Raw genomic sequence first — 23,409 nt, 5'->3', positions numbered from 1 at the left:
ATTCAAAAAGAACCTGTCTCATCTATAGTTTGCTGGAAATCTGGTATGAAGCTATTTAAAATCCAGCTTAAAGGCAATTAGAACTTTATCTATAGTTTTATATGTACCTATAGATTTCTTTTGCATCTCTGCAGCCGATCAGCTATTCTTTTTATATCGACAAATTTGTATGTCTATAAAAGGAGGTGTCTGCATTCATGTGTCCTCGTACCAAAGAACAAAATGAGAATATACGTATGCAGCGCAGAGAGCAGATTCTGGATGTTGCTGCACGTTCCTATTTTCGGACCGGTGGCAGCTTCGATATTCGCGATGTAGCTCGTGAGGCAGAGCTTGGTTACGGCACAGTCTATCATTATTATCCCAATCGTCATTTGCTGATAGAGGATGTGCTGGACAGCGGATTTGAGCGATGCGCACATGTGCTGACAGAGTGGATCCATACCACAGGTGATTATGCGGATCAGGAGCAGCTGTTATCATACTGCAAATCACTGCTTCAGCTCTGGCAGTCGGACGCTCGCGCCTATCTCGTCTACAAAATGGCGTCGGAATATTATGCAGGGCTGACAGAGCAAGAGTGTTATTCAGCCCGGCAGCGATTCATGGAGCAATTATATATCCCCCTTCAATCAATTACACAGTGCAGCGATGATAGCCTCCGCTATATGCTGGCTGTATTGGTCGGCTGCTGTGGTCTGCACTATTACACGGATAATTCCAGTCCCGATACGGATCGAATCGCCCAATTGGCTATGCAAGCTATTATAAAGGAGTTCTGATACGAGCATGATTATCTTAAAAAGCAAACACGAAATCGAAGCGATCCGCAAAGCCTGTCAGGTGGTAGCTGAATGTCATCGCACTATCGCACCGATGATCCAACCGGGTATTACTACGAATGAGATTGAACGCATCTTTGAAGAAATCATGCTAAAACACGGTGCCAAACCTTACCAAAAAGGCTACAAGGGGTACCAGTATGCTACCTGTGCTTCTGTAAATGATGTCATCGCACATGGATTCCCTGACAACAAGCCTCTTCAAGAAGGAGACATCGTGACGATCGATACCGTAGCAGAACTGGGCGGCTGGCTGGGTGATTCAGCCTGGAGCTATGCAGTTGGACCCATATCGCCCACTGCCGAGAAACTGATGCGTGTCACCAAAGAATGCCTTGATCTGGGAATCGAACAGGCAAAGTCCGGTAATCGACTGGGTGATATAACCAGTACGGTTCAGCAGCATGCCGAATCAAACGGCTTTGGCGTAGTACGCGATCTTCTCGCTCATGGTATTGGTCAGAATCTGCATGAGGAGCCTACGTATATGCATGTTGGCAAACCCGGCAAAGGTGTACGTCTCAAAGAAGGTATGGTATTTACGATCGAGCCCATGATCACGGAAGGTACCTATCATATGACAATTGATCCGGATGGCTGGACAGCACGGACGCTCGATCGCAAACTTGCCGCGCAGTATGAACATACAATTGCCATTACAGCAGAGGGACCACAAATTCTGACTGAATAATAGTAGAAACGGTCAGCCAAATCCCATTTTCGATGAACTTTGCATGCAGGTCAGACAAATATAATGATATTGAGGCTTTATTCTGTTAATGATGTAATTAGTGATCATAGGGAATAGCATGCCATTCCCGCAGACTGTCTGCATTATTATAGTCACTGGCGATCTTCCAGCTTCCATTTTCATTTTGCATGATCAGCTTGCCGCCCAGAGGGATGGACTCATTTTGCTTGTTGAGATGGAAATCGAGCCGGTAAGACAGCCGGATAATCTGATCTGTATTGGAAACGGTACGTGAACGGATAGTAATTTCTTTTGGAGTGATAGAGGTTTTTTCCTGAATCGCGATTTGCAAAGGAAAGCCTACAGACTGCTCGGTGCGAATCCATTCGTAATATTCGGAAGTCAGCAGCGGTTTAAGCTTTTGCTGAACCCGTTTTAGCTGCTTGGTTTCGTCCTTTTTATCGTAGATATTATCAACCGTATACTGGGTTTTCAGATAGTTGGCGGCTGCTTTCATGGCATCCTGCATCTGGATATTATCCAGTCCCAGGGTAGTATCGGCAGAAGGAGCGGATTGATCGGTATGAGATGCCTGGGCAGAGCTGGCTTTGGACGATGGGCCGGTATCTGTACAGCCGAGCAGCATCGTGGTGAGCAGAGAGAGGCTAAGCAGGGTAGGGATGAATTTGGACATGGCGTACTCCTTTCATCATAGGGAGATGGCGGCTCGAACAGCCGGTTATCAGGTTGGTGAATGGATGAGCCGCTGGTCTTCTCTGCAGCTAAGGATATAAGTGGATGTAGAGTAGATATACTGCGTGATCAGGAGGACACTTTATGGCCCGGAAGGAAGTAAAATAGTTACTGTTCATTACATACCCCATACACCGATTAAGAAAAGGGATACACTCGTAAACATGAAAAAATGTAACTATTTAGTGGCTAAAGCAATAGGCAGATGAAGAATGTACTACCGAGCAGATGCCGCATTCAGCTGACTGATCGATACAGCGCGAGTACAGCTATAAAGTAGTACAGCTGCCTTTATAGAACAGAAAAGATCATCTTGACGCAAAAATAGAGTATTACATGACAGAGTAGTTATATAAACCAGGCTGCTCGATACCGAAGGAGAATATGATTGTGCAGGTGCTTTTTCATCAGGTAACACCTCATGCGGATATAACCGTCTACGAGACAGATCGACTTTACGGGGAAAAAGGGCATTTCCGTGTCCTGCAGTTCGCTAATGCCGATGTACAGGGAGCCCTTGATCTGAATAATCCAGAGCGAATTGTTTTTGAATATCCACGAGCTATTATTCATTTGCTCGAACATCATCTGGGCGATCTGCAACATATTTTTATGATTGGCCAGGGGATCGGTACACTGAGTCGTTATTTTGCCGATCGCCATATTCAGGTGGCAGAGCTAAACCGTACGGTAGCGGAACTGAGTATAGAGTATTTTGGGTGTGCACGTGATCCACTCTGGATTGGGGATGGCAGGGAACTGCTGGAGAGGCAGCCAGATGATCAGTATGATAGTGTGATTGTCGATGCATTCGATGAATCGGGGACACCGAATCAGCTGGTGTCGCTGGAGTTTTTCACATTGGTACAGCATAAGCTGCATGAACAGGGAGCACTGATCATGAATCTGATCGGCAGGGGAACCCATGATACACGTATTCATGCTATCTATACGACGATATGCGAAGTATTTCCTCATGTGCACTGTTTCCAGCTGCCGGTCGAGAAGAACAGTGATGTACGCAATATTATTATGATGGGTAGTCAGACACCGATCCAGTACCAATCCCGTCAGCTCGCCGGATTTACAGAGGAACAACCTGATTATGCTTATGTGATTCGGGACGAATATTGATTATTAGCGGGAAAGTATGTATCACATAGCTACCGCTGATTCTATGTACCTGTGTGGATAGAATAACTCGGTATATTAAGATACCTGTTCATCTATACCGATGGTTTATCTGCTTATCGTTGATTCTATGTTTATTTATAAATACCAAATAAAAAGCACGCTGCTGCAGACATCAACTAGATGACTGCGCAGCGTGCTTTTTTATTAAGGGTTATAGTAATCAAGGCTGATGCTATGCGAATACATACTCAGTTAATTATATAAAGCATAACCTCACTAAGGCTAACTCTACTAAATCCAAGTGCAGCAGGTATACCTGTAATTATTTAACTATACCTTATATGATCCGGGATTAACCGATATATCTGGATTACACGCCTACCTTGGTTTCCTGGCCAAGCTGGCGACGGATATCCTGAGCGGCTTCTACCATCAGTTTCAGTGCGGCGACTGTCTCCGGATGAGCACGTGTTTTCAGACCGCAGTCCGGATTAATCCAGAACAGCTTCGGATCCAGGACGCGCAGGGCACGTTCGATCAGCTGTACCATTTCTTCTTTGCCTGGTACGCGCGGGCTGTGGATATCGTATACGCCAAGACCGATTCCTTTGTCATAACCATGCACTTCAAAGGAAGAGATCAGTTCGCCATGACTGCGTGAAGTCTCGATTGAGATAACATCGGCATCCATCGCTTTGATCGCGTCGATAATATCATGGAATTCCGAATAGCACATATGCGTATGGATTTGCGTTGTTTCCTTGACCGCAGCAGTAGAGAGGCGGAACGAACCCACTGCCCAATCCAGATATTCCTGCCATTTGGAGCGTTTGAGTGGCAGACCTTCACGCAGTGCCGGCTCATCGACCTGAATCATCTCGATACCAGCCGCTTCCAGTGCCAGAATTTCGTCGGAAATGGCACGGGCAATCTGGTACGATACCTGACTGCGAGGGATATCATCACGAACAAATGACCAGTTGAGGATGGTAACCGGACCTGTCAACATGCCTTTGACCGGCTTGGAAGTGAGAGACTGCGCATATTTGGTTTCTTTGACCGTCATTGGCTCGACGAAGTTCACATTGCCATAGATAATTGGTGGTTTGACGCAGCGTGATCCATAGGACTGTACCCATCCATTTTTGGTAAAAGCAAATCCATCCAGCTGTTCACCGAAGAATTCCACCATATCCGTACGTTCGAATTCACCATGCACCAGTACATCCAGTCCTAGTTCTTCCTGAATCTGAATCCACTCACGGATCTCCTGCTGGATAAATTGCTCGTATTGCTCTGGCGTCCATTCCCCGGTGCGCCAGAGGCGGCGGGCACGACGAACCTCAACGGTTTGTGGGAAGCTGCCGATTGTTGTAGTTGGCAGAACAGGCAGTTTCCATTTCTCATCATGAAGGCTGCGACGCTCTTCAAAAGGAACATTACGCGTATCATTTTCATTGGCTGCCTGATCCGGGTGCTGCGGGGAACGCCAGTCCGAGCCTGCCAGCTGGGATACTGCTTTGCGGCTCTGATCCAGTTCGCTTTGCACCGCAGCGCCGCCGATATTCGCTGCACGGGTCAGCAGTGCCAGCTCAGCCAGCTTCTCATCTGCAAAAGCAAGCGCACTTTGCAGGACAGGCTCCAGTGCCGTCTCATGACGGGAAGTAACCGGTACAAATTGCAGACTGCAAGAAGGCTGCAGCAGAATACGGTCACGAGAAACGGTCTGGGCGATCACATTGATCAGTCCAAGCTTTTCTTCCAGATTGGAGCGCCATACATTGCGTCCATCGATCAGGCCGACACCAATCACTTTGTCTTCCGGGAAGCCCCAGTCATCAAGAGCATTGAGATTCTGCTCCAGACCATAGACAAAGTCCAGACCAATGCCCTGCACAGGCAGATCGATCAGCTTGCCGAATCCATCGACGCCTTCAAAATAGGTTTGCAGAAGCAGATTACTGTTGCCGGAAGCTTTATTGAGCTGTGTATAGGCTTCTTGCACAAGTGTCCATTCGTCAGCGGATACGTCCAATGCCAGTGAAGGCTCATCGATCTGTATCCAATTGGCTCCAGCCTGGTTCAGTTCACTGAGTACCTGGGCGTACAGCGGTACCAGCTTGTTCAGCCAGCCGGCGAATTCGCTGCTGTCATAACCTTTGGATAATTTGAGGAATGTATAAGGTCCGAGCAGAACCGGCTTGCCTTCCAATCCAAGTTCCTGCTTGGCTTCCAGATATAACTTCAGTACACGGTTCTCGGTCAGTTGAGGAGTCAGATCATTCAGTTCGGGTACGATGTAATGATAATTGGTGTTGAACCATTTGGTCATTTCACCAGCTGCAGCATCTTTGGTACCACGAGCGATACCAAAGTACTGTTCTAACGACACTTCGCCGCCGGTATAGCCAAAGCGGGAAGGTACCAGGCCGAACGTGACAGCTGTATCGAGCACATGATCATAATACGAGAAATCGCCGACCGGAATCAGATCCACACCCGCTTGCTGCTGCTTGCGCAGATGATCCAGACGCAGACTTTTCATCGTGTCAAGGAATGTCGCTTTGTCGCTCTTGCCACTCCAGTAACTTTCCAGTGTCTTCTTCCATTCACGTTGTTCACCGAGGCGCGGGTAACCGAGGTTGCTACTAAGTACTCTTGGCATATTCATTTCCTCCCAGATATGGATTGCGATGCTATCGCTTAAGTTGTTTTTCATATTACAGCATTATAGAGCAGCGTGGTTATACGTTTTGGCTATACCATATAATGGCATGGAGCTATACCGGACAGATCGAGAAAGTGTATTACTTTGGAAAACGAAGGGTTCAATGATAAGATAAAAGAGGTGCAGCAGGTGGTTTAGTACATAGTATTCAATAGGATATATTATTATTTTCTGCTGCTCCTTGCTGCTGTGCAGTATGCATTCTGTAATAAAAAAGGATGCCCGGGCTGAAATGAAGAGTAAAGGAGAGTCGTTCAACCTGTTCATAGCCTTGAGACCGCTGCACATGCATAGACCTATAGAAGTGAAAGGGGATTGTTATGAGTTTTTTGTATTTTTTCTGGGGATTTCTGGTCCAGTGGTTGCTGCGTATAGTAACAGAAGGCCTGAGCAGTGCTAGCCTGGTTAGTGGATGGGTCGATTCTGTACCGCTGATTATCGGTTATATCATCATCATTATCGGATTCGTGCGCATTCAACCGTTCCAGCCGTTGATGGGCAGAGGAAAATGGGGAGCTGTCGCGCTGATTCTACTATCTCTGATCCAGATGGTGCTTCCGGTGACACCGGCAACGGCATTCTGGGGAAGTCTGCTGACGGTGCCTGTTGCTGCAGCTCAGTTGTATATGGCGTATTACCTGTGTCTCGGTATCCAGCAGATTGCGCAGCAGCAACTGCAGCCTAATTTGAAGCAATCTGCTTATCGCCGCTGGAGAATGTACTTGTACTGTGAAGTAACACTGGTACTTTCATTCGTATGCAGTCTGTTCGCCGATGCCGAACAAGCCAATATCTGGGCGACCGTTTCTGCCATACTTGCTATAATCTATGTCATTCTTAACCTTGTCGTTTATCTTCTGATGCTTTCTCTGACCTGGAAAGCACATAAGCAACTGGAGCTTCCTTCAGCGCAATCACAGCATTAAGAGAACATTGTAAAAGTAAGTGAAAAATGTAGAGAGTATAGCTCATATCATGATTGTTATCTATGGGTATAAATATAACAATTAAGGGAGGATACAAAGATGAATCCCATGATGCAGGCAATCACGGACCAACTTTCTCCCCTGTCTCATATCGAAATAGAAAATAATAAAGTGCTGAGCGATATCGTTCATCAGTCCCGTCAGCTAGTTCCTTATCACAATAATGGTACAGTGTTTTACGAGGAACTATATGATCTGTCACTGGAAAAAGAGCATCTCATTATTTTTGGTCATGATATGAGCGGATATTTTTTTATGAATTTGCAGCTTATGTATATAGGTTACCTGCATCCCGAAGATAATCAGTACAAGAAGACTTTTTGTAACTCGCAAATCGAACATTTTGTGCATTTTCATCGTTCGTTTATTGATATGGTTCTGAGAAAAATTAAATTTCCGAATGCGGAAAACAGCGACGATATGCTGGAGATGCTTGAAAAGATGTATTATACGCTGGATCGGCAGGCTATGGAGAATGAAGAGCATTTCTGGCCGGTACGATTATATGAAGTTTCCGAAGGATTTTTCCCACTGGATACTGCACGTCTGGAATTTTACAAATCCCTGTATGGGCAGTCCTGATAAGTGGAATATGAATAAGGATAATCCTGATTATTCAGAATTAAAGCTGCATATTGCAGGTGCTTTTGAGTAGCGTCATTAATCATTACAGGAGGTCGAGCATAATGAAGAATGTACTTGTTATTGGAGGTACCCGATTTTTCGGTAGAGATCTTGTGGAATTGTTGCTGGACAAAGGAGTACAAGTAACCCTGCTCACACGTGGGCAAACCGAAGATTCCTTTGGAGATCGAGTACAGCGGCTGACGGCTGACCGGACCGATGTTAAGGCATTGCAGCATGCTGTAGGCAACCGCACATTCGATGTGGTATACGATAATATCTGTTATAATGCGCGCGAAGCAATGGAAGCCTGCTCTGTATTCAGCGGCCGGGCAGGACGTTATATCGTAACGTCGTCGCTGTCTGTCTATGAGTTTGGAGAACAAGTACTGCTGGAAGAGCAGGTGGATACATTCCATCATCCAATTGATTCGAATCCGGAAGCCAAGCCGGATTATGCAGAAGGCAAGCGCCAGGTAGAAGCTGTATTTTTCCAGCAGGCTGATTTTCCGGTAGCTGCTGTACGATTCCCGATTGTGCTGGGTCCCAATGACTATACCAAACGCCTTCATTTTCATGTTGGACGAGTACAGCGTGGCGAAGTGATCGGTATATCCAATCTGGCAGCCCGTATGAACTTTATCCACGAGCAGGAAGCGGCAGATTTTCTGTACTGGCTGGGAATGTCTTCCGAATTGACAGGACCGGTAAATGCCCGTTCGGATGGAGAAATCACCCTGTTGGAGCTCATCACCTTGATCGAGCAGGAGACCGGCTGTAAAGCTATCGTACGCAGCAAGACCGAAGAGAGCGAACAATCGCCATTTGGCGTACCTTCTTCCTGGATCATGGACACGTCCAAAGCTTACCGTGCCGGATTCCGGTTCCGCCAACTGTCCGAATGGCTGCCGGTTCTGATCAGCGGGATTGCTGCTGAGGAGAGAGGCGATCGGTAAATAATGAAAATAGCTATCCAGCTGCCGATTAACTGCGCATCTACCAGCGGCAGCTGAAGATCATATCGTCTTGAGAATAAAGGAGAACAAGTACAATGAGAAAATCAAATCTAAATCTGGAGCTGTTTGCAGCGGATATACCACTGGTCGATGGGATAATCGAATCGATTACACTGCTGCCTGATCAGGCAAAAGTCTATTTCAGAACAGAGAATGGAGCTGCTGCCGTCTTTATATTTGAACAAACAGCAGGTGTTTGGGAGAAGCGTGCTGCCGGTCAGGAGATTGGTGGTATGATCACGCAGCCGATTCACCTTGTACAGCCGCATATTCGTGAATCGCTGCTGGCCGATATAGAGACTGGCGAACTCGATCAGGAGACGCTGGATAGCCTATCGGTCTATTCTTTTCTGAATAGCTGGAGTGAACAACCGCTACTGGAGATTGCTGCCATAGAAATGAAGATCGATAAATAAAACATCCATATCATCAAACGATGTGAATCAAGGAATAGGGAATGAAGTGAAACTTTGCTGCGTATAGAGCAAGGAAGGGTGTTGGGTTTGTGAATGAGGAACTCGTAACTTCATATGAAGAAAGATTACGTAAAGCAATGATCGAAGGCGATATTGATAACCTTGATCAGCTTATCGACAAACAGCTGGTATTTGTCAACCATTTTGGACAGGCCTTATCCAAGAAAGACGAAGTGGGCAATAATGAATTGAAAGTTATATCGGGGCATTGCAGTTTGGTTCAATAATGGAACGATACAGCGACAATGGAGTAAACTATTAAATGCGACATTTTTAGGGTTGATTATAAGCAAAAAAGTAGTGGCTATCGAGGATGCAATTAGCAGAACCCTAAAACGGACAAAAATAGGGTATATTGGTTTGAAAAGATGCATTGTCAAACAATCTGCTATTCAAACACCCTATTTTTGTCCGATTTCAATAAAACTTGATTTTCATTGGCTAACCAAATAATGACGAAAATGCTCTATAAATTAGCCGACATTAAATTCTAAAGGCACTCCACGTAACAGATAAATCATTTAATTCATACTAAAACAGCGTATTCTCTCTATCAAGAAAAGAGTACGCTGTTTGTATTGCAAATTATTATTGACTTGAAAATCTCGCATGGGTTCGGCAATAGCTTTTAATTATTTGCGTTTGCTGTTTGTTGTACCTGCTCCCCGCGATAGACCTCAATCGTATAATCCGCAAAAAACTTTTTCTGAATAAACTGCTGAAAATAGGCTCCGGTCATCCGGTGCGGATCAGTTGCATCTTCCTCAATAATATCGATATCCTTATCCTTCACACTTGCCTTGAGCCCAGACAGTTCAGCTTGCAGCTCCTCTGCTGATAACTGCTGGATATAGTCGCTTACTTTGACAGAAAGTGCTTTGTAATAGTTCTCCGCTTCCATTACTTTTTGTTTTTGTGCAGATTTCTCCTCTTGCAATCGTTCCTGTTCTGCCTGCAGACCGGTCTTGGGCGTGCGGTAATCATGCTTCAGGGCAGCCATCGTATAGGCAGGAATATCTTTGACCTTGCCACGGAGTACATCCTGTCGTACTTTGTCCAGATTCTCCATAATATAGTCTCTGCTATATTCAGCCAGAATAGGTTGTATCGCCGGTTGTTTGAGCCCAAACTCATACTTTAACAAACTGCTCAGCTGCTGGGAGGTATTCGGCTGGGCAATTGCTGCTGTTTCCCTGTTTGGAAGCAGAGTCGTTTTTTTGTCGGGTGTTTTGGAAGTGATAGTGAATTTGACTTCGCTTACCTTGCGCCCTGATTTGATCTCGGTATAGTCGATTTTGATATCCGTATGCTTGTTGATCTCTTCCTGGGCTTTGACAATTACACGCTTTTTAAAATCCGAATAGACTGGATATTGGTCTTCCACACCGAGCAGTTCTTTGAGCCGCTGAATAGTAAATGTCCGCGTACCGATACGCTCATACTGTTTGAGCAGTTCATAGATCCGCATCGCGTAGGCACTTTTCAGCTTGATAATATCCTGCAGCCGATAGGTGGTAAATTTCTCTTTGAGCTGCAGAAGATAAGGCTTGAGCTTGGGAGAGAATTCCACCTCAATCATGCCTTCTCCGGGAAAATATTCTGCCGAAGCGAGCCAGGTAACCTGCAGATTATCATGTACATAAAAAGGCTGGGACATCAGGCTGTATGTATAATCTTTGATCTGCTGATATACATTTTTATTTTTCACACCAATCAATTTGGCGAAGTCGCTAATTTTGAAGCGATAAGGTTTGAATTCTTCATCATTGGGAGAGATGGTACTGATAAGTACAAAAATAATACGCAATTCCACAACACCCAGATTAAGAGGGGTCTCAATTAAATTATTCGATTTGGTAACCAGACTGTTTTTCCGCATATAAGCCTCCGTATCTGAATCATAGGCTCATTATAAAGCAAGCCGAAGGATAAAAACAGGGAAAAGCTTCGCCACAGCCCTTTGTGATGTTTTCTCTTGTTTTATAAACATAGTTTTAATAGATTTTAAATCTTTTGCTTGTTTTCGGCTGGCTATATTCCTTGTGGTATAAGGGATGACAGACGCTTTAACGGACAATAATAGGGTATACTGCGACGTTTTTAGGGTCAAATATGGACATTTAAAGGGTAAAGTGTGGACAGAAAAAGGGTTGCTAATCAGACAAAAATAGGGCGAATCAGGACAAAATCAGGGTGAACAAAGACATTTCTAGGGTAAAAGAGACCAAAATAGGGTGTCTTTTTGTAGCTCCTGTCGTTCTGCCCTATTTTTGTCTTATTAATCGTTCTGAACAGTCTGAATCAGGAGTAATTATGGCTAAAATCATAAATAGATGAACCGAAACCACAATTTTTATAATTGAAACAGCTTCTGACCCTATTTTTGTCCGATTTCATATATACATAACTTGTAGCTTCTTTATCCGTATATAGCGGAATTTCCATATGATAAATATTGAATATAAAATTTATGTTTGCCATTAGTAACATGCGGGTAACAATACAGAGGCACCATTAAACGGTAATGTACTAACTTATTGTTATCTTTACGGTATGAATAATGATCTACTCGTACGCTTACTACAAGGAGGAACTACCTATGACACTCGTACAATCCAAATTTGCTAAATGGAACAAACAATTTATCGCAGGTGAATGGACCGAAGGTACTTCGGATAAAACAATCAAAAATATAAATCCATATAATAGTGAGCTGCTCGTCGAAATGAAAGCTTCCAGTCAGGAAGATCTGGATCGTGCTTATCAGACAGCCTACAAAGCAGGTAAAGAGTGGGCCAAAGCACCACTTGGCGTCCGCGCACAGGTGATCTACAAAGCGCTGGCACAAATGGATGAACGCAAAGAAGAAATCATAGAACTTTTGATCGCCGAGGCAGGTAGCACACGGATCAAAGCTGAACGTGAATGGGCAGCGGCGCGACGTATTATGGAAGAATCCGCTTCTTTCCCATACCGGATGAAAGGCGATATTATGGGCTCTGATATTCCGGGCAAAGAGAATCGTGTAGTTCGCGAAGCCAAAGGCGTAGTCGGCATGATCGGTCCATGGAACTTCCCGCTGCATCTGTGTATGCGTACAGTAGCTCCTGCACTGGCACTTGGTAATGGTGTAGTAATCAAACCGGCTTCCGATACGCCAATTACAGCAGGATTACTGATCGCCGATATTTTCGACCAGGCAGGACTTCCCAAAGGTGTGCTCAGCGTCGTAAGCGGCAGCGGTAGTGAGATCGGCGATGCTTTTGTCGCGCATCCTATTCCCAAAATCATTTCCTTTACCGGTTCTACAGAGGTGGGTAAAGGGATCGGCAAGCTGGCTGGCGAGAACCTGAAGGAAGTAGCACTGGAGCTTGGCGGAGATAATGCGATGATCGTACTGGATGATGCGGATATTGATCGTGCCGTAGAAGCAGCTGTATTCGGCAAGTTTTTCCACCAGGGACAGATCTGCATGGCACTGAATCGCATTATCGTTGATGATTCCATCTATGATACGTTTACAGACAAATTTGTTGCCAAAGTCAAAACTCTGCCATTTGGTGACCCTTCCGATCCGAAGACTATTGTAGGCCCGCTAATTCATGAAAAAGAAGCAGAGCGTCTGCTAGGTGTCGTGGAAGAAGCTCAAAAAGCCGGAGCCAAGCTGCTGTATGGCGGCAAAGCGAACGGTAGTGTGCTTGAACCTACTGTACTGAGTGAAGTGACAGGCGACAATCCTGCAGCTCAGAAAGAACTGTTTGGTCCTGTAGCGCTGCTGATTCGTGCCAAAGGAGAAGAAGATGCTCTGCGCATTATGAACAGCAGTGAATATGGACTAAGTGGTTCAGTATTTACTACCAATCTCGAACGCGGCTATCAGGTTGCACAGCAGATGGAGACAGGAATGATTCATGTTAATGACCAGTCTGTTAACGATGAAGCCCATGTTATGTTCGGCGGTGAGAAGGCTTCAGGAGTAGGTCGTTTTGGTGGTGAATGGGCGATTGAGAAATTTACCCGTACCCGCTGGATTAGCATTCAGCATCAATACCGTGATTTCTTCTAAGCAGATATAAAACTGCTGTACAGCAGTCTGTAAATATTGCAGCTATTGCTTGCTTTAATCTAGTTTGACTACAAGAATCAACTAAAAGACCTATCCTTTCACTATAGAAGGGATAGGTCTTTTATGGGTAAATAGAAAATAAATTTAAGAGCTGTTATTATACCCTCTGCCAGCAAAATAGGTTCTAATCAACAGCTTCACTAAATAAAAGGAAAATGACAAATAGTTACAAAAGTTTCACCAAATAAATACATCCAAATAGTGTAAATTGCAGTTTAGAGGTCGCGTGAAAAGGTTATTAATGGATACCGGAACATTTACAACGACGATATCAGGCTATACCTTTCCGGCGACTTGAAAGGGAGTGAGCAGGCATGTCAATAGATCGTTTTATATTGGAGAAACTGGGCCGGAATGCCGACGAACATACGCGTACGAACCTGCTACGTCTGTTCATCATTCGCATTCGCAGAGCGGAAAAGATGGAAGCCGGTAAAAACAGACAATATGTCAGCTAGTGATCATGTACTGCTGCAATCATTATCATCTAAATATCATACTCACTATATATGTTTAATCTAGCGATACATGACTGGTGTATAAATGCATGAGATCCTATAGCCCACCGTATTCCATACCAAAAAACATCCGGCTCCTCTGAATGAGGAAGACCGGATGTTTTTGTTATACTATGGGTTGTTTACTTGGCAGCTTGAGTATATTCGCATTCTGCCTGCTGCTCCCCGGGTTGTACCCAGGCTTGAGACCAATCCTGAATACCACGGATGACAGTTTCCAATGCCAATCCTTTTTGGGTCAGTTCATATTCGATACGTACAGGAGTCTCCGGATAGACATGACGAACAACCATTCCTTCATGCTCCAGATCTTTGAGACGTTCGGATAAAAGACGACCGCTTACAGGAAGTGATGATTGAATTGAGCAAAAGCGTTGAGGACCATTCAGCAACTGATAAATAATAAGACCATTCCAACGTTTACTTAAAATCTGCATCCCTTTTTCAAATCGGGGACAAAGCATTGATGTATCCATCTATATCACCTCTTTTATTTAACCTATTATAGCACATAATATATATTTGATACAGACTAACCTTTTGGTAATATAATAACTTTATACATCTTTATTATGAAATGCTACTAAATTACTTAAAGTTAATTTGTTATCAATTTATTATTATACAATACAGTAACATTACTTATATCTTCGTATTTATAACATTAGACGTGAAAAGACCGGATTCCTGCTGGATAGATAAGGATCAGCAGAAATCCGGTCTATGTATTTATCCTGTTAAAAACAGAAAGGGCCATTCAGAAAATCGATTTCCGGTTCCCAGGCCCGTCCAAGCTTCTGTTCATGATCGTCTGATTAGTGATCATCTTCATTATGTCTGTAATTGGTTTTAGTAAAGTGATAATGCTAAAGTATCACTTTCACGGTAAGTATGCAAAATCGCTTCCGATCCGATAACTTCAATACTAATCACAGTATCCAGACAGTTTTTAATCATCTTTTTGCCGTTAATCACTTTATTTTCAATGGTTCTGCGTAATAGTCTGAGAAGTTTGGAAACTGGCTGTGTATTATCGGCGTTAAAGTAAACCGGAACGATTTTGCTTTCTAACAGAATTGTCGTTTTCACTATTAATCACCTCATCTATTTATAAGTCATTCCTAGTTAACGGCAAGTGATCATAAGTCTATCATTCGGGAAAATAGATATAGTATTCCGTTAACTTGAGTTTATTGTAATCGCCTTTCCTTAAAGAAAACTTAAAGGAACCTGATATTCACCTAAAACATCCATGGAAATAACCTTCCAGGACACATATTTATCAATTAATTGTACGATTCAGTGCAAGTTAGTAATCATTTGTTCATAATACAGTGATAAGGTATAGAAAAATGAGATTATTATTTAAACTATAATTGACAAAATTAAGTCTATAGTGCTACATTTAAATGGGCACAAAGAACCTTTAAATGCTATTATATAAACATGATTACCCTTTTATATAGATATAAAAGCTTACATGTCAATATTGAAGGGAGAAGACCTGCCATATGTTCGCCTTTAACTCATTTAATGAGAGAACGTTGACACTGACAGACAAAGAGATGTTTTTTCTGGCTGGTATTCTGGGTTTTGATCGGATTCTGGGAAAAGAAAACCCTTTTTCGATACAGAATAGTGGAGTGTTAACGACCAATTGGAAGCAGGTAGCGGTATCGCTGCTGCAAAAGGGATGTTTAAGTGCAGAGCAGTTTGAAGCTCTGGTGACTCAGACGTCAGCTGGTGAGCACCCATTTACAGGTATTTATAAGCGTGGATGCTGTCTGCGTTACCAGTACAAAACAGAGTCAGGCAAGCAGCTATATGATAGCCATACCTATTTTAGCAGTGATGGAGTCATTGAGATCAGGCAAGCTGAAGACCTCCCGGGATATTATACGCTCAGACCAATGGGTACATTGACGGAGGCGTGCAGCCTTGTTATGGAAAAGATGAATCTGAATACGTATCCGGCCAATGAGATGCCGGCACTGACTTTTTCCGGTCAATGGTTTGATGACTATATACGGAACAAGCAGACTCATCGTAATCGCCAATTAACTAATCAGCTGAGTGAAATGACTGGAGATCTGGAAGGGTCCCGACTGTTCGCCGGTGTATTGTCGGAGAATCGGTTATATGCAGAAGTTCAATTCTCCTACTGGGATGAAGAGAACTGGCAACGCAAAGGCGCTATTCTGCTGGCTGATGATGATACCAACTGGATTGTACGACGCAGTAATCAGGATGAAGAAGACTGGATGATTGCGGTACCGGCAGACAAGGTTCATTTTCGTCAGATGCTGCTCGATTGGGTACAACAGCCCGAATCGGTTTAAGGCTTTATCCAGATGCAGAGTTGATGGGCTAAAACAGACAGTTACCAAAAAAGTTTCGTCGTGCATCATGATTCATCTTCGCGATTGTCAGAACGTTCATATCAGAAGTCAAATAAGACCGGACAGGATTTTAGGCTGTCCGGTTTTGTCATTTCTCTCCTACATCTGTATATAAATATATATTAAGGTGATTCCTTATTGGTCGTATGTGGGTAATTGTTGTGGCAAGCTAATTAGCAAGTGGCCAACAACACATGTGAGGGAGTGAATAATATGGAATCCACAGTTCAATCTAACCGTTTTGAGGGCAAGACGGCACTGGTTACCGGTGGCGGCTCCGGTATTGGCAAGGCTACAGCATTAAAGTTTGCTGCACAGGGAGCTAATGTCATTATCTGTGACTTGTCACCAGAACGAATCCGGGAGACCGAAGAAGAGATTAAGGCGATCCGCGCCGATGCCGTGCTCGCTTTTGAGATAGATATTGCAAATGAAGAACAAGTTAAACATGCTATTGAGAAAGGTGCAGAGCATTTCGGTGGATTGCATGTTGTTTTTGCCAATGCAGGAATCAACGGTGCTTTAGCTCCGATCGAGGAAATCAGTTACGAAGATTGGCAGCGTACGATCAATACCAATTTGGGTGGTACTTTCCTGACTGTAAAGTATGCGCTTCCTTTTTTGAAAAAAGATGGTGGCAGTATTGTTATTACTAGTTCCATTAATGGTAATACTACCTTTGCAAGCTTTGGAATGTCGGCCTATAGCTCTTCCAAAGCTGCGCAGGTTGCTTTTACCAAGATGGCAGCACTCGAACTGGCTCAATTCAAGGTACGTGTGAATGTAATTTGCCCAGGAGCCATCTCGACTAATATTGATCAGAGTACTGAACGTAATGAAACGGTTGAAAAAATTGCCATTCCTATCGAATTCCCGAATGGTCGTCAGCCATTGGCTGGTCAATCGGGTTCGGCAGACAATGTAGCTGATCTGGTTACGTTCTTGTCTTCTGGCGAAGCTTGTCATATTACAGGTGCCCAGATTGTTATTGATGGTGCGGAATCTCTGCTCTGTTAACTAGCTACCAAGCAAATAAGGCATTCTCAACAGCCTGGCTGCGTCCTTTTTACAGGAACGCAGCCTTTTTATGTGTTCACAGCAAAAACTTAAGCGGCTTATCAGCTTCAGGATTCAATGGAGTGTGTGACCTTTCAATTCCATAACGTGCCGAACTTGCCAAAAAATAAGGAATTGATTAACCTGAATATCAAACGAAATTGCAGGCGCTTACATTTGAACTTTGATTCGCCTGTATACATAAGGAGCATGTGTCATGAAACTTCATAATAAAACCATCCTTGTCACAGGGGTGTCTGGGACGCTTGGTGACAAGGTTGCCACCAGGTGTCTAGCAGAAGGCGCGCAGGTTAAAGGTCTGATCCGCAATGAGCAACAGATTTCGATCTGTGAGAATCTTGGCATCGAGGCGGTCGTCGGCGATCTAAATGATCGCGGGACACTTGAACAAGCAATGCAAAACGTGCAATTTGTTATTCATGCTGCCGCTTATCTGGGGGATGATCGACAGCTCGCCGAAGCAGCAAATATCAAAGGGGTTCAAACACTGGTTGATGCCGCTCTTATGGCTGGTGTCGAACGCTTCGTTCATATCTCGACTGTATCTGTTTATGGTCATTTCGATGAGGCTGTTGAACTGGAAGAATCCAGTGAGTTGTCGTTTGGTCATTCCGAGATCTATCTCTCTACCAAATGTGAATCCGAACGGATCGTCAGACAGGCAGAAGAAAAGGGATTGAATGTAGTTGTCTTGCGTCCCGGATTGATCTCTTCCGAGCATCATTCCCATTGGGGCGATCAATTGGTGAAGCAGTTGGCCGAAGCTGAGAAAGTAGACTGGATTCACCCCGAAGATATGGCGCCATGGGTACATGCCGAAAACGTAGCCGAAATGTGTATATTGGCTGCAGTCCATCCGTCAGCCGTCGGTCAGGTCTACCATGCGGTAGACGGTAACTATCCGGAGAGTCAATTTAGACTACGTATTCTTCAAGCGCTGAAGCAACAGCCTATCATTCCTGAGGGCAAGCCGATTCTCACCATCTACAAGACTGGGAAAATTGCCGACCAGCTGGGCTACCGACCGATCCGCACCTTTGAAGACACTCTTACTGCATTGGAGGAACAAGCTCGTCTACTAAGTCTCCGCGTTTCTGAATAGACAAGGAAGCAGATTTGATTTCTTTTTTAAAGCAATATAAACAGTGCGTCCTATTAGGAACGCTGCAGCTGCCGAGCAATTCTCGGTGGCTTTTCTTTTTGTACATTTAATTGAATACAACATCGCTTAATACTTTATCAAATAAATGGTTTTCATGAATGAAAGCTGTTTGTATGCTGGATTCAAGTCGAGAGAAACAACCAAACTATGAATTTTCTTTTCTATACGAAGATCTCTTTTCTATATATTATTGCTGCATAAAATGGATCATTAGATTGAGTGCTTGTTCATTAGCGAACTCGTTTCAATAGAAAGGATCATGTATAATTAAAAGTGAAATACGCAGACTATTATTACGTTAAAAGGATAGGAATATTGCTGTAGATAAGTGAACACAGCCCATTTAGAGTGAATAGTTTTGATAGATTATGCAGACAAGATGGATACATTATTCTGGGACGATGATCACAAGTACACCAGACATGAATCCCATTTCAAAATAAACAGGAATTTCAAATCGATAATAGGGAACTGCCGAAAGGAGAGGAAGATATGTTATCCTGGCTAGCGGATCAAATGATTGAAGAAGCTATGCAAAAAGGAGAATTCGATGATCTGCCTGGCAAAGGCAAACCGCTGGAACTGGAAGATCTGTCTCATGTACCCGAAGAACTACGAGCTGCCTATAAAATTATGAAAAATGCCAATATTATGCCGGAAGAATTGACTCTCCGTCAGGAAATGTTGACATTAACCGATCTTATTGCAGCCTGTCAGCATGATGGAGAGCGTCAGGAACTTCGCAGACGGCTGGATGAGAAGACGCTTCGTCTAAATATGCTCACAGCCCAAAATGGATGGACAAACAATCCCTCTTATGGACGCTATGAGCATAAAATCCGTAAACGTCTTACCGGTATGTAAGTATGCAGCTTTTTGCAATAAAATGGTGCAGCTCCTCTTTATTTGTCTAAATTGTTGACCGGAAAGGAAATACTATGTCAAACGAATCTGTACGATTACCGGTGGATGAACTAATCCCCGATTTGAAAAAGGCGCTGGCGCATTCCGGCACTGCTGTATTAACTGCAGAACCGGGTGCCGGCAAGACTACACGGCTGCCGCTGGCGCTGCGACATGAATCCTGGCTGAACGGTCGGCGTATTATTATGCTAGAGCCGAGAAGGCTGGCAGCCATATCTGCTGCCCGTTATATGGCTGCAGCGCTGGGAGAGCGTGTAGGAGAAACGGTAGGTTACCGGGTTGCCATGGATACTCGTGTAGGTCCGCAGACCATCATTGAAGTGGTAACAGAAGGCGTACTGACACGGATGCTCCAGCATGATCCATCACTGGAACAGGCAGGATTGATTATTCTGGATGAATTTCATGAGCGGAATTTGCATGCCGATCTTGGACTTGCTTTTGTACTGGAGAGCAGGTCTCTTTTGCGTGAAGATCTGAGAGTACTCGTTATGTCTGCTACGATGGATCCCGAGCCGGTAGCTGGATTACTCGGTGGTGCCACTATATTATCCAGTGCTGGCAGAAGTTATCCTGTTGAGACTTATTATGAAGAGGGCGAGTCGGTATATACATTATATCGCCGCTCTTCGGGACGAATAGAGCAGAAGCTGGCGGCAGTGATCCTCAAGACTTTGCACCGACATGAGGGGCATGCACTTGTCTTCCTCCCGGGAGTAAGAGAGATTCGGCGTGTACAGGATGAGCTGCTGACGAGCAGTGATCCGCTGCTGCGTCAGATGGATATTGTTATGCTGCATGGTGGATTGAAGCCCGAACAGCAAGATCTGGCAGTTAAGGCAGGTCCAGCTGATCGTCGCAAAGTTGTGCTGGCTACATCACTGGCCGAATCCAGCGTTACAGTGGATGGAGTCAATATTGTGATAGACAGTGGATTAATGCGCACACGTCTATTCTCTGCACGTACAGGTATGGAGCGAATGGAGACGCTGCAAGTATCTATTGATGCTGCTGACCAGCGCCGGGGCCGGGCTGGACGGCAACGGCCGGGAGTATGTTACAGAATGTGGAGCCAGGAAGAGCATCAGCGTCTGGCAGACTCTCGGACTCCAGAGATTCTGCAGAGTGATCTGGCTCCGCTGGCACTGGAAGTAGCTTCCTGGGGAACAACAGTACAAGAGTTGAGCTGGCTGGACCAACCGCCAGCTGCATCCTATAATCATGCGGTAGAGCTGCTTAAGCAGCTGGAAGCTCTCGAACAGAATGGACGCATTACCGATCACGGACGTCGAATAGCCCAAATGGGTACCCATCCACGTCTTGGTCATATGATTCTAAAAGCTGCCGAATGGAATATGGAGCGCGAAGCCTGTGATGTAGCCGCGCTGCTGCAGGAAAAAGATATTCTGTCTCCAACTGCAGCAGGTATTGATTTGGCTCACCGGATCGAAGCCCTACAGGGAAAAGGTAGTTATACGGCTGATCGTCATCTAGTAGAGCGAATCAAAGAATGGGCAGGCCGTTTTTATAAACAGCTGAGTCAGTTGCAGCAGGAAAATCAACTTCACAAGGCGGGAGCCGCCAGAATAGAGGATAGAAATAATACATCTGAAGGCACCGAGTACAAACCCGGCGATGACTGGCTTGGTGCCTTGATATCCCTCGCCTATCCGGATCGAATCGCCAAAGGAAGAGGAGACGGCAAATTTCTGCTGCGGATAGGCCGTGGAGCTCATATTCCAGCCTATCGTGGCCGGACAGAATATTTATCTACTACTGCTTATCTGGTAGCTGCCGAGCTGGACGATAACGGTAGTGAAAGCCGGATTTTATTGGCAGCAGGTATCCGTGAACAGACGATCCGTCATATTCATGCTAACCAGATCCAGATGATTCGGGAAGTTACTTATGATGCTGAACGGGAATCGGTATCTGCCCGCAAAATAACAAAACTGGGTGCGATCGAGCTGCAGGCTGTCAATGATCCATCACCTTCTGCTGAAGATGTACAGCAAGCGCTGCTGAATGCAATTCGGGAAAAGGGTCTTGGAGCGCTTCAGTGGTCACGCGCTGCGCTCCAGCTGCGTCAGCGAATGGATTGTATGCACCGGGTTGATCCGGATTATCCGTCGGTTGATGAGCAGCAGCTCCTCAATGAAGCAGACGAGTGGCTAATGCCTTATTTGCAGGGAATGCGCCGTCTTTCTGAAGCAAGAAAGCTCAATCCGGCTGAACTACTTGCCAACCGACTCTCCTGGGACCAAAAGCAGCGAATGGATCAGCAGGTACCTACCCATATTCAGGTGCCAAGTGGAAGCCGTATTCCTATCGATTATACCGATCCGGAGCGTCCTTCCATTGCTGTACGTCTGCAGGAGATGTTCGGCTGTGCAAGTACACCACTGATTGGGGGAAGCGTTCCGCTGACAATCCAGCTTCTATCGCCAGCAAGTCGTCCGGTTCAGGTAACCAATGATCTGGAGAGCTTTTGGAAAGAGGCATATTTTGAGGTGAAAAAAGATCTCAAAGGACGTTATCCGAAGCATTACTGGCCGGATCAGCCACTGGAAGCCCAAGCAACCAATCGGGCCAAACCGCGTCAATAAGCAGTTATCATTATGTTCTGACGTTTGAACGAATCTCTGCACGGGTAAGTATATGCAGGACCACATGTACAACAATGTACCAAATCTTGAAAGTTACAACATCTTCACGAAGGCTTGTAGAAAGCCAACCATAGGGAGGTAACAATCATGGACAAGAAAATTGTGGGTGTATTCGAAACGGAACGCGAAGCATCTAAAGCGATAGAAGATCTGAAAGCCCAAGGATTCACTACAGACGAAATTTCGGTGATTACCAAGGATAAAGAAGATATGCGTGCCATTACGGACGAGACCGATACGAAAGCACCGGAAGGTGTGGCTGCCGGTGCTACTACAGGCGGTATTCTCGGCGGTACAGCAGGTCTGCTCGCCGGACTGGGCGCACTGGCTATTCCGGGAATTGGACCGATTCTGGCGGCCGGCCCTATTGCAGCGACGATTACCGGCGCAGCTGTAGGTGCAGGTGCAGGTGGACTGGTAGGCGGTTTGGTCGGAATGGGTATTCCAGAAGACGAAGCCAATGAATATGAAGGCTACGTAAATGAAGGTAAAATTTTGGTGCTCGTAGATGAAGATGATCGTTATGATCATGCTTACGGTGTATTCCGGAACAATCGTTCACTGAACGAATCCAGATATCGTACCCGTGATGACGGACAAACGATCGGTTCTACAACAGCGGGAACCACAACAACCAACCAAAGAGAAACACGTACCGAAGATGATCCGAATGCGTCGGAAGTTCGCAGCGATGTTACTCCAAAAGATACCAATAATGACAGTCAGGGTTCGGATAACAAACTGACTTCTTACTCCAATGGCGGATACGGCGTATAAATACAGTCGTATGACCCATGCAGATCTTACCAGTAAATACACCAGAATATACAGCAAATTGGACAGATGAATAATCCGTCTCCTGCAAACATGACGCTTTAAACAGGCTCATCTTCGGTAGAATACTGCCGGAGATGGGCTTTTCGTCATATTTCTGCAGGTTTCGCTATAATCTTTGAGTAGGTTTTGCGGATTAGGTTATAAATGCCCTATCCGATTTGCGGGATTGACGTTATACTGGCAGTGGAAGGTGCTATGCTTTCCAAAATTATGAATGGGGAGGTAATACTGATGCAAGCTCAGCTAATGTTTAATCATCAGACGTCAGGCTCGATCAAAGACAAGAAAAAGACGCGCCGTCAATGGATTAAAAAATTGCGCAATGAACTGCGTATGCCAGGTTCATCTACGCAGGCACCTAAACAGGGCGCTCAAATTCCGGCACCGCCAGCGATGTCAAATGCAGGCACATGGAATGATGAAACTATTATGATGTGTAAATAATCATGC

22 protein-coding genes are annotated in these 23,409 nt (G+C 44.9%); 17 read left to right on the top strand and 5 right to left on the bottom strand.

From position 1 onward, the window contains the following. The first annotated feature begins 197 nt into the window (after positions 1-197). Both WH46_RS18925 and map read left to right on the top strand, forming a co-directional pair. Complete coding sequence (locus WH46_RS18925) at positions 198-782, top strand: TetR/AcrR family transcriptional regulator (protein ID WP_046227919.1); 585 nt, start codon at positions 198-200, stop codon at positions 780-782. A 7-nt stretch (positions 783-789) separates the two neighbouring features. Next, positions 790-1,533: a type I methionyl aminopeptidase gene (map, locus tag WH46_RS18920; RefSeq protein WP_046227918.1), complete on the top strand. Its 744-nt coding sequence runs from the start codon at positions 790-792 to the stop codon at positions 1,531-1,533. Between the two features lie 97 nt (positions 1,534-1,630). On the opposite strand, the gene WH46_RS18915 is transcribed toward map, so the two are convergent. Beyond that, a complete protein-coding gene (locus WH46_RS18915; protein WP_017813128.1) occupies positions 1,631-2,227 on the bottom strand; it encodes a hypothetical protein in 597 nt (198 codons plus the stop codon). Positions 2,228-2,670: 443 nt separating this feature from the next. On the opposite strand from WH46_RS18915, the gene WH46_RS18910 reads away from it, so the two are divergent. Further along, the gene (locus WH46_RS18910; RefSeq protein WP_407944420.1) at positions 2,671-3,420 is read left to right on the top strand and encodes a spermidine synthase; all 750 of its coding nucleotides are present in this window, start codon (positions 2,671-2,673) and stop codon (positions 3,418-3,420) included. 370 nt (positions 3,421-3,790) lie between these two features. On the opposite strand, the gene metE is transcribed toward WH46_RS18910, so the two are convergent. After that, positions 3,791-6,085 carry a 5-methyltetrahydropteroyltriglutamate--homocysteine S-methyltransferase gene (gene metE / locus WH46_RS18905; protein ID WP_046227916.1) on the bottom strand — a complete coding sequence of 765 codons (2,295 nt, stop codon included), beginning with the start codon at positions 6,083-6,085 and terminating at the stop codon, positions 3,791-3,793. A gap of 383 nt (positions 6,086-6,468) precedes the next feature. On the opposite strand from metE, the gene WH46_RS18900 reads away from it, so the two are divergent. The 5 genes from WH46_RS18900 (at position 6,469) to WH46_RS18880 (ending at position 9,477) form a co-directional block, all read left to right on the top strand. Then, positions 6,469-7,074 (top strand): hypothetical protein, encoded by a 606-nt coding sequence (locus tag WH46_RS18900; protein WP_046227915.1) that lies wholly within the window; start codon positions 6,469-6,471, stop codon positions 7,072-7,074. A 99-nt stretch (positions 7,075-7,173) separates the two neighbouring features. Further along, the gene (locus WH46_RS18895; protein ID WP_046227914.1) at positions 7,174-7,716 is read left to right on the top strand and encodes an SUKH-4 family immunity protein; all 543 of its coding nucleotides are present in this window, start codon (positions 7,174-7,176) and stop codon (positions 7,714-7,716) included. Between the two features lie 104 nt (positions 7,717-7,820). Beyond that, entirely contained in the window at positions 7,821-8,714 is an 894-nt protein-coding gene (locus tag WH46_RS18890) for an NAD-dependent epimerase/dehydratase family protein (protein ID WP_046227913.1), read from the top strand. Between the two features lie 95 nt (positions 8,715-8,809). After that, entirely contained in the window at positions 8,810-9,190 is a 381-nt protein-coding gene (locus WH46_RS18885) for a hypothetical protein (RefSeq protein WP_046227912.1), read from the top strand. An 89-nt stretch (positions 9,191-9,279) separates the two neighbouring features. Continuing rightward, positions 9,280-9,477, top strand: coding sequence for a nuclear transport factor 2 family protein (locus WH46_RS18880; protein WP_052714304.1), 198 nt, complete (start codon positions 9,280-9,282; stop codon positions 9,475-9,477). A 401-nt stretch (positions 9,478-9,878) separates the two neighbouring features. Here the strand turns inward: WH46_RS18880 and WH46_RS23555 are convergent, their stop codons facing one another. Further along, complete coding sequence (locus tag WH46_RS23555) at positions 9,879-11,129, bottom strand: replication initiation protein (protein ID WP_052714303.1); 1,251 nt, start codon at positions 11,127-11,129, stop codon at positions 9,879-9,881. A gap of 720 nt (positions 11,130-11,849) precedes the next feature. On the opposite strand from WH46_RS23555, the gene WH46_RS18870 reads away from it, so the two are divergent. Together WH46_RS18870 and WH46_RS24290 are read left to right on the top strand one after the other, a co-directional pair. Beyond that, the gene (locus tag WH46_RS18870; RefSeq protein WP_046227911.1) at positions 11,850-13,316 is read left to right on the top strand and encodes an aldehyde dehydrogenase family protein; all 1,467 of its coding nucleotides are present in this window, start codon (positions 11,850-11,852) and stop codon (positions 13,314-13,316) included. A gap of 374 nt (positions 13,317-13,690) precedes the next feature. Beyond that, positions 13,691-13,834 (top strand): hypothetical protein, encoded by a 144-nt coding sequence (locus WH46_RS24290; protein ID WP_017813138.1) that lies wholly within the window; start codon positions 13,691-13,693, stop codon positions 13,832-13,834. 182 nt (positions 13,835-14,016) lie between these two features. Here WH46_RS24290 and WH46_RS18865 read toward each other — a convergent pair whose 3' ends face one another. Both WH46_RS18865 and WH46_RS18860 read right to left on the bottom strand, forming a co-directional pair. Then, positions 14,017-14,370: a winged helix-turn-helix transcriptional regulator gene (locus tag WH46_RS18865; RefSeq protein WP_017813139.1), complete on the bottom strand. Its 354-nt coding sequence runs from the start codon at positions 14,368-14,370 to the stop codon at positions 14,017-14,019. 373 nt (positions 14,371-14,743) lie between these two features. Next, complete coding sequence (locus tag WH46_RS18860; RefSeq protein WP_017813140.1) at positions 14,744-14,983, bottom strand: hypothetical protein; 240 nt, start codon at positions 14,981-14,983, stop codon at positions 14,744-14,746. A gap of 422 nt (positions 14,984-15,405) precedes the next feature. Between WH46_RS18860 and WH46_RS18855 the strand changes: the two genes are divergently transcribed. The 7 genes from WH46_RS18855 (at position 15,406) to WH46_RS18825 (ending at position 23,403) form a co-directional block, all read left to right on the top strand. Then, a complete protein-coding gene (locus WH46_RS18855) occupies positions 15,406-16,233 on the top strand; it encodes a hypothetical protein (RefSeq protein WP_017813141.1) in 828 nt (275 codons plus the stop codon). A gap of 273 nt (positions 16,234-16,506) precedes the next feature. Continuing rightward, the gene (locus WH46_RS18850) at positions 16,507-17,310 is read left to right on the top strand and encodes an SDR family oxidoreductase (protein WP_017813142.1); all 804 of its coding nucleotides are present in this window, start codon (positions 16,507-16,509) and stop codon (positions 17,308-17,310) included. A 256-nt stretch (positions 17,311-17,566) separates the two neighbouring features. Further along, entirely contained in the window at positions 17,567-18,472 is a 906-nt protein-coding gene (locus WH46_RS18845; RefSeq protein WP_046227910.1) for an NAD-dependent epimerase/dehydratase family protein, read from the top strand. A gap of 552 nt (positions 18,473-19,024) precedes the next feature. Beyond that, positions 19,025-19,396: a DnaJ family domain-containing protein gene (locus WH46_RS18840; protein WP_017813144.1), complete on the top strand. Its 372-nt coding sequence runs from the start codon at positions 19,025-19,027 to the stop codon at positions 19,394-19,396. A 74-nt stretch (positions 19,397-19,470) separates the two neighbouring features. Further along, the gene (hrpB, locus tag WH46_RS18835) at positions 19,471-22,062 is read left to right on the top strand and encodes an ATP-dependent helicase HrpB (RefSeq protein WP_046227909.1); all 2,592 of its coding nucleotides are present in this window, start codon (positions 19,471-19,473) and stop codon (positions 22,060-22,062) included. Between the two features lie 147 nt (positions 22,063-22,209). Beyond that, positions 22,210-22,899 carry a general stress protein gene (locus WH46_RS18830; RefSeq protein ID WP_017813146.1) on the top strand — a complete coding sequence of 230 codons (690 nt, stop codon included), beginning with the start codon at positions 22,210-22,212 and terminating at the stop codon, positions 22,897-22,899. A 291-nt stretch (positions 22,900-23,190) separates the two neighbouring features. Beyond that, positions 23,191-23,403 (top strand): hypothetical protein, encoded by a 213-nt coding sequence (locus tag WH46_RS18825; RefSeq protein ID WP_156172313.1) that lies wholly within the window; start codon positions 23,191-23,193, stop codon positions 23,401-23,403. The last annotated feature ends 6 nt before the right edge of the window (positions 23,404-23,409 follow it).

The organism is Paenibacillus dauci, from assembly GCF_000971985.1.
Lineage (GTDB): Bacteria > Bacillota > Bacilli > Paenibacillales > Paenibacillaceae > Saccharibacillus > Saccharibacillus dauci.
The sequence above is the reverse complement of the archived record's forward strand: the minus strand, read 5'-3'. Positions and strand labels throughout refer to the sequence as shown.

Coding starts and splice junctions, on each gene's coding strand:
- WH46_RS23555 (WP_052714303.1), bottom strand. CDS start 11,129: ATGCGGAAAAACAGTCTGGTTACCAAATCGAATAATTTAATTGAGACC.
- WH46_RS18925 (WP_046227919.1), top strand. CDS start 198: ATGTGTCCTCGTACCAAAGAACAAAATGAGAATATACGTATGCAGCGC.
- WH46_RS18885 (WP_046227912.1), top strand. CDS start 8,810: ATGAGAAAATCAAATCTAAATCTGGAGCTGTTTGCAGCGGATATACCA.
- WH46_RS18840 (WP_017813144.1), top strand. CDS start 19,025: ATGTTATCCTGGCTAGCGGATCAAATGATTGAAGAAGCTATGCAAAAA.
- WH46_RS18825 (WP_156172313.1), top strand. CDS start 23,191: ATGCAAGCTCAGCTAATGTTTAATCATCAGACGTCAGGCTCGATCAAA.
- WH46_RS18850 (WP_017813142.1), top strand. CDS start 16,507: ATGGAATCCACAGTTCAATCTAACCGTTTTGAGGGCAAGACGGCACTG.
- WH46_RS18910 (WP_407944420.1), top strand. CDS start 2,671: ATGATTGTGCAGGTGCTTTTTCATCAGGTAACACCTCATGCGGATATA.
- WH46_RS24290 (WP_017813138.1), top strand. CDS start 13,691: ATGTCAATAGATCGTTTTATATTGGAGAAACTGGGCCGGAATGCCGAC.
- WH46_RS18900 (WP_046227915.1), top strand. CDS start 6,469: ATGAGTTTTTTGTATTTTTTCTGGGGATTTCTGGTCCAGTGGTTGCTG.
- WH46_RS18870 (WP_046227911.1), top strand. CDS start 11,850: ATGACACTCGTACAATCCAAATTTGCTAAATGGAACAAACAATTTATC.
- WH46_RS18865 (WP_017813139.1), bottom strand. CDS start 14,370: ATGGATACATCAATGCTTTGTCCCCGATTTGAAAAAGGGATGCAGATT.
- WH46_RS18845 (WP_046227910.1), top strand. CDS start 17,567: ATGAAACTTCATAATAAAACCATCCTTGTCACAGGGGTGTCTGGGACG.
- WH46_RS18915 (WP_017813128.1), bottom strand. CDS start 2,227: ATGTCCAAATTCATCCCTACCCTGCTTAGCCTCTCTCTGCTCACCACG.
- hrpB (WP_046227909.1), top strand. CDS start 19,471: ATGTCAAACGAATCTGTACGATTACCGGTGGATGAACTAATCCCCGAT.
- WH46_RS18890 (WP_046227913.1), top strand. CDS start 7,821: ATGAAGAATGTACTTGTTATTGGAGGTACCCGATTTTTCGGTAGAGAT.
- WH46_RS18830 (WP_017813146.1), top strand. CDS start 22,210: ATGGACAAGAAAATTGTGGGTGTATTCGAAACGGAACGCGAAGCATCT.
- WH46_RS18855 (WP_017813141.1), top strand. CDS start 15,406: ATGTTCGCCTTTAACTCATTTAATGAGAGAACGTTGACACTGACAGAC.
- metE (WP_046227916.1), bottom strand. CDS start 6,085: ATGCCAAGAGTACTTAGTAGCAACCTCGGTTACCCGCGCCTCGGTGAA.
- map (WP_046227918.1), top strand. CDS start 790: ATGATTATCTTAAAAAGCAAACACGAAATCGAAGCGATCCGCAAAGCC.
- WH46_RS18895 (WP_046227914.1), top strand. CDS start 7,174: ATGAATCCCATGATGCAGGCAATCACGGACCAACTTTCTCCCCTGTCT.